We start from the raw sequence: 8,093 nt of genomic DNA, 5'->3' as shown, positions 1-8,093 counted from the left end.
CGGGGCACCGACCGCGGCGGAGACCGAGCCGGTGACCGCCAGGGCGGCGAGCACCCGGCCCCGCATCGCGGCGTCGGTGTCGAGCTGGGCGCGGGTGCCGACGGTGGTGTCGATGACCACCGCGGCGGCGGCGATCGGCAGGATCACCGCGGCGAAGCTCCAGGTGCCCGGTGCGAGGCCGGCGACGATCTGCAACCCGCTGGCGAGCAGGCCTGCCACGACGAGCGTCCGGTAGCCCAGGGAACTCCGCCGGGCCGCGACGAGCGCACCCACCACCGTTCCGACCGCGAACACGGTCGACAGCAGGCCGTACCCGGAGGCGCCGGCGTTCAGTGGGCCGTCGCTCATGGCGGCCATGGTCACCTGGTAGTTGCGGCCCAGGCTGCCGAGCACGAACGACAGGGCCAGCGCGAGGAGCAGCACCGGCTGCCCCCGCAGGTAGGCGAACCCGGCCCGGACACCGCCCCGGGCCCGGCCGGCGTCCGGCACCGGGAGGCCGGGCACGGCTGCCGGGCGTACGGCGAACAGCGCCACCACCACGGCGGCGAAGCTGGCCGCGTTGATGCCGAACAGCAGGGCGGGGCCGACGGCTGCCACCACCACGGCACCGAGGCTCATGCCGAGGATGCGGCCGGCGGAGTTGGTGAGGGAACCGAGCGCCAGGGCGTTGCCCAGCGTCTCCCGGTCGACGAGGCTGGCTGCCCAGCGCCCCAGCACCGGGCCTTCGACCGCCGAGACGGCACCGGCGGCCAGGGAGATCGCGAAGATCAGCGGCAGGCCGCCGACCCCGGTCAGGGCGACCGCCGCCAGTCCGGCGGCGAGCGCGGCGTGGGCACCCTGGGCGGCGATCAGCAACGGGCGGGCCGGCAGCCGGTCGGCCAGCACACCGCCCCAGACGCTGAGCAGCAGCGTGGGCGCCGCCTGGAGCAGCACGGCGAAGCCCATGGACGTCGCCGAGCCGGTTTCCTTCAGGACGTACCAGTTGACCCCGAGGACCTGCATCCAGGTGCCGATGACGGAGACGAAGCCGGCGAGCGCCCAGATCCGGTAATTGCGGTGGCGCAGCGCGGCGAAGGTGGCACCTCTGGCCACGACGAACCTCCAGCGATCGGCAGCATGATCATTCATGCCGATCGCGGCGCGGTTCGGCAGCCGGCAAGTCTTGCCGGCCTAAACCTTTTTGCCCACATTTGTGAGCGGCTTCACCAGCGGGAATGTCCGGCCGGTGCGGCAGCAGAACTGCCGCACCGACCGGACGCCCGCACCTCAGCGAGCGGCGAGGGCCTGCGCGGCCGGGCCCACCGGGGCCGGCAACGCGCCGACACCGCCCAGATAGGCGTGGATGGCGGCGGCGGCCGCCCGCCCCTCGGCGATGGCCCAGACGATCAGCGACGCGCCCCGGTGCATGTCACCGGCAACGAACACCCCGTCGGCGTCGGTCTGCCAGTCGTCGCGGGCGTCGATGGCGCCCCGAGGGTTGCGGGCCACACCGAACTGGGCCAGCAGCGGCTGCTGCTCGGTGCCCTCGAAGCCGATCGCCAGCAGCACCAGATCGGCCGGCAACTCCCGCTCGGAGCCCGGCACCACGGTGACGACCCGTCGGCCGTCGCGCTTCTGCACGGTCACCTCGGCGATCCGCACCGCCCGCACCTGGCCGGTGCCGTCGTCCACGAACTCCTGCACCGCCACGGCGAAGACCCGCTCGCCACCCTCCTCGTGCGCCGGGTAGCTGCGCAGGACCCACGGCCAGGTCGGCCACGGGTCCCGTGCCTCGTCGCGCTCGCGCGGCGGCTGCGGGTACAGGTCGAGCTGGTGCACGCCCGCGGCGCCCTGGCGGTGCGCCACACCGAGACAGTCCGCCGCCGTGTCACCGCCACCGATGATCACCACGTGCTTGCCGGCCGCGTCGATCGGAGTGCCGTCCGGCAACACCGCCCGCGCCAGCCGACGCTCGCCGGTGGCCACCACGCCGGCCTGGTCGGTGGCCGCGGTGGCGACCGCGCGATTCGCCGCGACCAGGTGCGCCATCGCCTGGTGTACGCCCCGAAGCGCCCGCCCCGGGGTCTCCGGGGTGTCCCGACCCTGCAACGCCCCAGCGGCCAGCAACACCGCGTCGTGCTCGGCGCGCAACTGGTCGGCGGTGACGTCCACCCCGACGTTCACGCCGGTGCGGAAGCGCACCCCCTCGGCGGTGAGCTGGGCCAGCCGGGCGTCGATGTGCCGCTTCTCCAACTTGAAGTCGGGGATGCCGTACCGGAGCAGGCCACCGATCGCGTCGTCGCGTTCGTACACCGTCACGGCGTGACCGGCGCGGGCCAACTGCTGGGCGGCGGCGAGGCCGGCGGGCCCGGAGCCGACGACGGCGACCGAGCGGCCCGACGGCGCCGGCACCGGGCGGGGGGTGAACCCCCGCGCCGCGGCGGCGTCGGCGATCTCCACCTCGACCTGCTTGATGGTCACCGGTTGACCGCCGGAGATGCCGAGCACGCAGGCCGCCTCGCAGGGCGCCGGGCAGAGCCGGCCGGTGAACTCCGGGAAGTTGTTGGTGGCGTGCAGCGACTCCACCGCGGCGTCCCAGTTGCCGGTCCGCACCAGGTCGTTCCAGTCCGGGATGCGGTTGCCCAGCGGGCAGCCGTCGTGGCAGAACGGGATGCCGCAGTCCATGCATCGGGTGGCCTGCTCACGGACCAGTTCCTCGCCGGCCGGCGGGTACACCTCCCGCCAGTCGCTGATCCGCACCGGCACCGGGCGGCGGGCCGGCAACCGCCGGTCGTAGCGCAGGAAACCGTTCGGGTCAGGCACGTGCCACCTCCTGGGCAGCCACCCGCGGGGCGGGCGGCACCGGCATCGCCGGCACAGCGGGTGCGGTCAGTTCTGTCATGACCGCGTCGTCGACGTCGCGGCCGGCTGCTTCGGCGGCCCGCATGATCTCCAGCACCCGGCGGTAGTCGCGGGGTACCACCGCGGTGAACTCGGCCATCGCCTCCGGCCACCGCTTGAGCAGCTCCTCGGCGACCGCCGACCCGGTCTCGGCCACGTGCCGTTGGACCAGCTCGTGCAACAGCGACTGTTCCTGCTCGCCCAGTGGCATCAGGTCGACCAGTTCCGCGTTGACCCGGGCCCGGTCCAGGTGGTGCACGAACGCCATCCCGCCGGACATGCCGGCGGCGAAGTTGCGGCCGGTCGCGCCGAGCACCACCACCGTGCCGCCGGTCATGTACTCGCAGCCGTGGTCACCGACACCCTCGACCACGGCGACCGCGCCGGAGTTGCGCACCGCGAACCGCTCCCCCACCCGGCCGCGCAGGAAGACCTCGCCCGCCGTGGCCCCGTACAGGATGGTGTTGCCGGCGATGATCTGATCCTCGGCCCGCTGCCCCGGCGCGGCGTCCGGGTCGAGGAACGGCGCGGCGGCGTCCGGGCGGACGATGAGCCGGCCCCCGGAGAGGCCCTTGCCCACGTAGTCGTTGGCGTCGCCGTGCAGGCGCAGGGTCACCCCGCGCGGCAGGAACGCGCCGAACGACTGCCCAGCCGTGCCGTGCAGCACGAACTCGATGGTGTCCTCGGGAAGGCCGGCGCCACCGAAGCGACGGGTCACCTCACCGCCGAGCATCGCGCCGACGCTGCGGTGCTCGTTGCGCACCGCCACCTCGACCCGCACCGGCGCCCCGTCCTCCAGAGCCGGACGGGCCAGCGCGATCAGCTCGTTGTCGAGTGCCTGCTCCAGGCCGTGATCCTGCGCGCGGACCCCGCGTCGGGCCGCGCCGGCGGGCAGCTCCGGCAGGTGCAGGACGGGCGCCAGGTCCAACCCGTGCGCCTTCCAGTGCGTCAGCGCCGGGGCCACGTCGAGCAGCTCGGACTGCCCGATCGCCTCCTCGATCGACCGGAAGCCCAACTCGGCCAGGTAACCGCGCACCTCCTCGGCGAGGAAGAGGAAGAAGTTCTCCACGAACTCCGGCTTGCCGGTGAAGCGCTCCCGCAGCACCGGGTTCTGCGTGGCGATGCCGACTGGGCAGGTGTCCAGGTGGCAGACCCGCATCATCACGCAGCCCTCGACGATCAGCGGCGCGGTCGCGAAGCCGAACTCCTCCGCGCCGAGCAGCGTCGCGATCAGCACGTCCCGGCCGGTCTTGAGCTGACCGTCGACCTGCACGGTGACCCGGTCGCGCAGCTTGTTGAGCAACAGCGTCTGCTGCGCCTCGGCCAGCCCCAGCTCCCACGGGGTGCCGGCGTGCTTGAGCGAGTTCATCGGAGAGGCGCCCGTGCCGCCGTCGTGACCGGAGATCAGGATGACGTCCGCCTTGAGCTTCGCCACCCCGGCGGCGACGGTGCCGACGCCGACCTCACTGACCAGCTTGACGTGCACCCGGGCCGCCGGGTTGACGCACTTCAGGTCGTGCACCAACTGGGCGAGGTCCTCGATGGAGTAGATGTCGTGGTGCGGCGGCGGGGAGATCAGACCCACGCCGGGGGTGGCGTGCCGGGTCCGGGCGATCCACGGCCAGACCTTGTTACCGGGCAGCTGACCACCCTCACCCGGCTTGGCGCCCTGGGCCATCTTGATCTGGAGGTCGTCGGCGTTGACCAGGTATTCGCTTGTCACACCGAACCGGCCGCTGGCGATCTGCTTGACCGCCGAACGACGGGCCGGGTCGTGCAGCCGCTCGACGTCCTCGCCGCCCTCACCGGTGTTGGACTTGCCGCCGAGCCGGTTCATGGCGATGGCGAGCGTCTCGTGCGCCTCCGCCGAGATCGACCCGTACGACATGGCGCCGGTGGCGAACCGCTTGACGATCTCGGTGGCCGGCTCGACCTCCTCGATCGGCACCGCCGGGCGGACCCCGGTGCGCAGGGTGAACAGCCCGCGCAGGGAACCGGCCTGCGCGGCGAGCGCGTCGACCTTGGCGGTGTACTGCCGGAAGACGTCGTACTGCCGGCTGCGGGTGGCGTGTTGCAGCAGGAAGACCGTCTCCGGGTTGAACAGGTGCAGCTCACCCTCGCGGCGCCACTGGTACTCGCCACCGACCTCCAGCCGGTCGGAGGTGGCGGTGCCGGCCGGGGGCCAGGCCAGCGCGTGCCGGGCGGCCACCTCGGTGTGCACACCCGCGAGACCCACCCCGCCGATGCGGCTGGGGGTGCCCCGGAAGTAGCGCTCGACCAGCCGGCTGTCCAGGCCGACCGCCTCGAAGACCTGCGCCCCGCAGTACGAGGAGACCGTCGAGATGCCCATCTTGGACATGATCTTCAGGACGCCCTTGCCGAGCGCCTTCGCGTAGTTGCGCACCGCGGCGGCGGGCTCCACACCCGCCAACGTGCCGGTGGCGACCATGTCCTCCACCGACTCGAACGCCAGGTACGGGTTGACCGCCGCCGCGCCGTAGCCGATCAGCACCGCCGCGTGGTGCACCTCCCGGCAGTCGCCGGACTCCACGATCAACGCCGCCTGCGTACGCGTCTGCTCACGCACGAGGTGCTGGTGCACGGCGGCGGTGAGCAGCAGCGACGGGATCGGCGCCAGGTCGGCGTTGGAGTCCCGGTCGGAGAGCACCAGGATCCGTACGCCGTCCTCGATCGCCTCGGAGACGTGCCGGCAGATCTCGGTCAGCCGTGCCTTGATCCCGGCGGCGCCCTCCCGGATCCGGTACAGCCCGGAGACCCGGACCGCCTTGAAGCCGGGCAGGTCGCCGTCCTCGTCGATGGAGAGGATCTTCGCCAGCTCGTCGTTGTCGAGGATCGGGTGCGGGAGCACGATCTGCCGGCAGCTCGCGGCACCCGGGTCGAGCAGGTTGCCCTCCGGCCCGATGGTCGACGCCAGACTGGTCACCAACTCCTCACGGATGGCGTCCAGCGGCGGGTTGGTGACCTGGGCGAAGAGCTGGTGGAAGTAGTCGTAGAGCAGCCGCGGCCGGGTGGACAGCGGCGAGATCGGGGTGTCCGTACCCATCGAGCCGAGCGGCTCGACGCCGGTGCGGGCCATCGGCCCGAGCAGGATCTTCAGCTCCTCCTCCGTGTAGCCGAAGGTCTGCTGCCGGCGGCGCACCGAGTCGTGCGTGTAGACGGTGTGCTCGCGCGCCGGCAGGTCGTTCAGCTCGATCAGCCCGGCGTGCAGCCACTCGCCGTACGGCTGGGCGGCGGCCAACTCGGACTTGATCTCCTCGTCGTGCACGATCCGCCCGGCCACGGTGTCGACCAGGAACATCCGGCCCGGCTGGAGGCGCCCCTTCGCGACCACGTGGGCCGGGTCGAGGTCGAGGACACCCGCCTCGGAGCCGAGCACCACGAGCCCGTCGTCGGTCTGCCACCAGCGCCCCGGACGCAGCCCGTTGCGGTCCAGCACCGCGCCGACGATCTCGCCGTCGGTGAAGGCCACCGACGCCGGACCGTCCCACGGCTCCATGAGGCTGGCGTGGAAGCGGTAGAAGGCACGCTTCGCCGGGTCCATCCCCGGGTCGTTCTCCCAGGCCTCGGGGATCATCATGAGCACCGCGTGCGGCAGGCTCCGCCCGGCCAGGTGCAGCAGCTCCAGGACCTCGTCGAAGTTCGCCGAGTCGGAGGCGGCGGGGGTGCAGACCGGGAAGACCCGCCGGATGTTGCCCGGCACGTTCGGCGAGCGCAGCAGCGCCTCGCGGGCCTGCATCCAGTTGCGGTTGCCCCGAATCGTGTTGATCTCGCCGTTGTGGGCGATGAACCGGTACGGGTGCGCCAGCGGCCAGGACGGGAAGGTGTTGGTGGAGAAGCGGGAGTGCACCAGCGCGATGGCGCTGTCCACCCGCTCGTCGCGCAGGTCCGGGTAGAACGCCGGCAACTGGTCGGGCGTGAGCATGCCCTTGTAGACCATGGTGCGGCTGGACAGCGACGGGAAGTACGCCGGAACGCCCCGCTCGGCGGTCTCCCGTTCGGCCTGCTTACGTAGGCAGAACGCCACCCGATCCAGCTCGATGCCGCGCAGCGGTGAGCCGGCCGGCCCGTCGGGCGCGTCGGTCAGGCGGTGCGCGGCCAGGAAGAGCTGCCGGACCCGGGGCATCGCCGCCAGGGCGGTCTCGCCCAGGTCACTCGGGTCGATCGGCACGTCCCGCCAGCCGAGCAGGTCGGCGCCCTCGACCAGCGCGTACTTCTCGACCACCCGACGGGCACGCGCCTCGGCGGCGTCGTCGTCGGGAAGGAAGACCAGCCCCGTGGCGTACTCGCCGGCCGGGGGAAGCGCGACGTCGGCCACCGCGCGCAGGAACGCGTCGGGCACCTGGATCATGATGCCCGCGCCGTCGCCGGTGTTCGGCTCCGCGCCACGGGCGCCCCGGTGGTCCAGTCGACAGAGCGCGCCGAGCCCGTTGGCGACGACCGAGTGTGAACGCCGGCCGTGCAGGTCCGCCACGAAGGCCACGCCGCAGGCATCGTGCTCCTGCGCTGGGTCGTAGAGGCCCTGGGCGGACGGACGGGTGTGGGGCGTCGGGGACGCCTGCGGGCTGTGTGGGTGCGGCTGTTCTGTGTCCGCGTACGGCTGAGCCACCGGGCCTCCTGTCGTCACTCAGGTTGGATCATGGTGGGGACGACGTCGGCCCGTGGGTCTATTGAGTCTACGTTAGGGCCGGGGTCGCACGGCCACCCGAGATTGATCACACCGTCCACTGGCTGGGACGTGTAGTCTCGCGCGGTGGATCCGCGACACAAGCACGTCTTCGACCGGTTGGAACGCTTCTACGACGCGGTGCCCCGCGACGTCGCCGCTGCCGAGGATCATGGCGGGCTGGTGCTGTTCGTCCGCGAAGGCGCCGGCTGGCCGTTCTACGCCCGCCCCCGGATCGACGCCACCGAGCCGCCGTCGCTGGCCGACGTGACCTCGGTCCGCGAGCGCCAACGAAAGCTGGGCCTGCCGGAAGCCTTCGAGTGGGTGCACGAGACGACCCCCGAGCTGCTGGCGGTGGCCCGCTCGGCGGGGCTCAGCGTGCTGGAGGCGCCGCTGATGGTGCTCGACCCGAGCGCGCTGCCCGACCCGGCGACGCTCTCCGACGCGGCGGTGCGGGTGCTGGCAGCGGACTCCCCCGACTTCGCCGGCGATGTCGCCGCCCGCCGTGCGGTGGCAGCGGTGTCGTTCG

Annotated in this window: 3 protein-coding genes and 1 pseudogene; 1 reads left to right on the top strand and 3 read right to left on the bottom strand. The window is 72.6% G+C overall.

Going from position 1 to position 8,093, the window contains the following annotated elements:
* The 3 genes from PSH25_RS25310 to gltB form a co-directional block, all read right to left on the bottom strand.
* A partial coding sequence (locus PSH25_RS25310) for an MFS transporter (protein ID WP_238661438.1) occupies positions 1-1,092 on the bottom strand: 1,092 nt, incomplete at its 3' end.
* Positions 1,093-1,266: 174 nt separating this feature from the next.
* Complete coding sequence (locus PSH25_RS25305; RefSeq protein WP_238661437.1) at positions 1,267-2,802, bottom strand: glutamate synthase subunit beta; 1,536 nt, start codon at positions 2,800-2,802, stop codon at positions 1,267-1,269.
* Positions 2,795-7,507, bottom strand: a complete 4,713-nt coding sequence (gene gltB, locus PSH25_RS25300) for a glutamate synthase large subunit (RefSeq protein WP_238661436.1) — start codon at positions 7,505-7,507, stop codon at positions 2,795-2,797. Before gltB ends, PSH25_RS25305 begins: the two co-directional genes overlap by 8 nt.
* Before the next feature lie 144 nt (positions 7,508-7,651).
* On the opposite strand from gltB, the pseudogene PSH25_RS25295 reads away from it, so the two are divergent.
* A pseudogene (locus PSH25_RS25295) lies at positions 7,652-8,093 on the top strand (GNAT family N-acetyltransferase); the annotation flags it as partial.

The organism is Micromonospora foliorum (genome assembly GCF_022229015.1).
Lineage (GTDB): Bacteria > Actinomycetota > Actinomycetes > Mycobacteriales > Micromonosporaceae > Micromonospora > Micromonospora foliorum.
The sequence above is the reverse complement of the archived record's forward strand: the minus strand, read 5'-3'. Positions and strand labels throughout refer to the sequence as shown.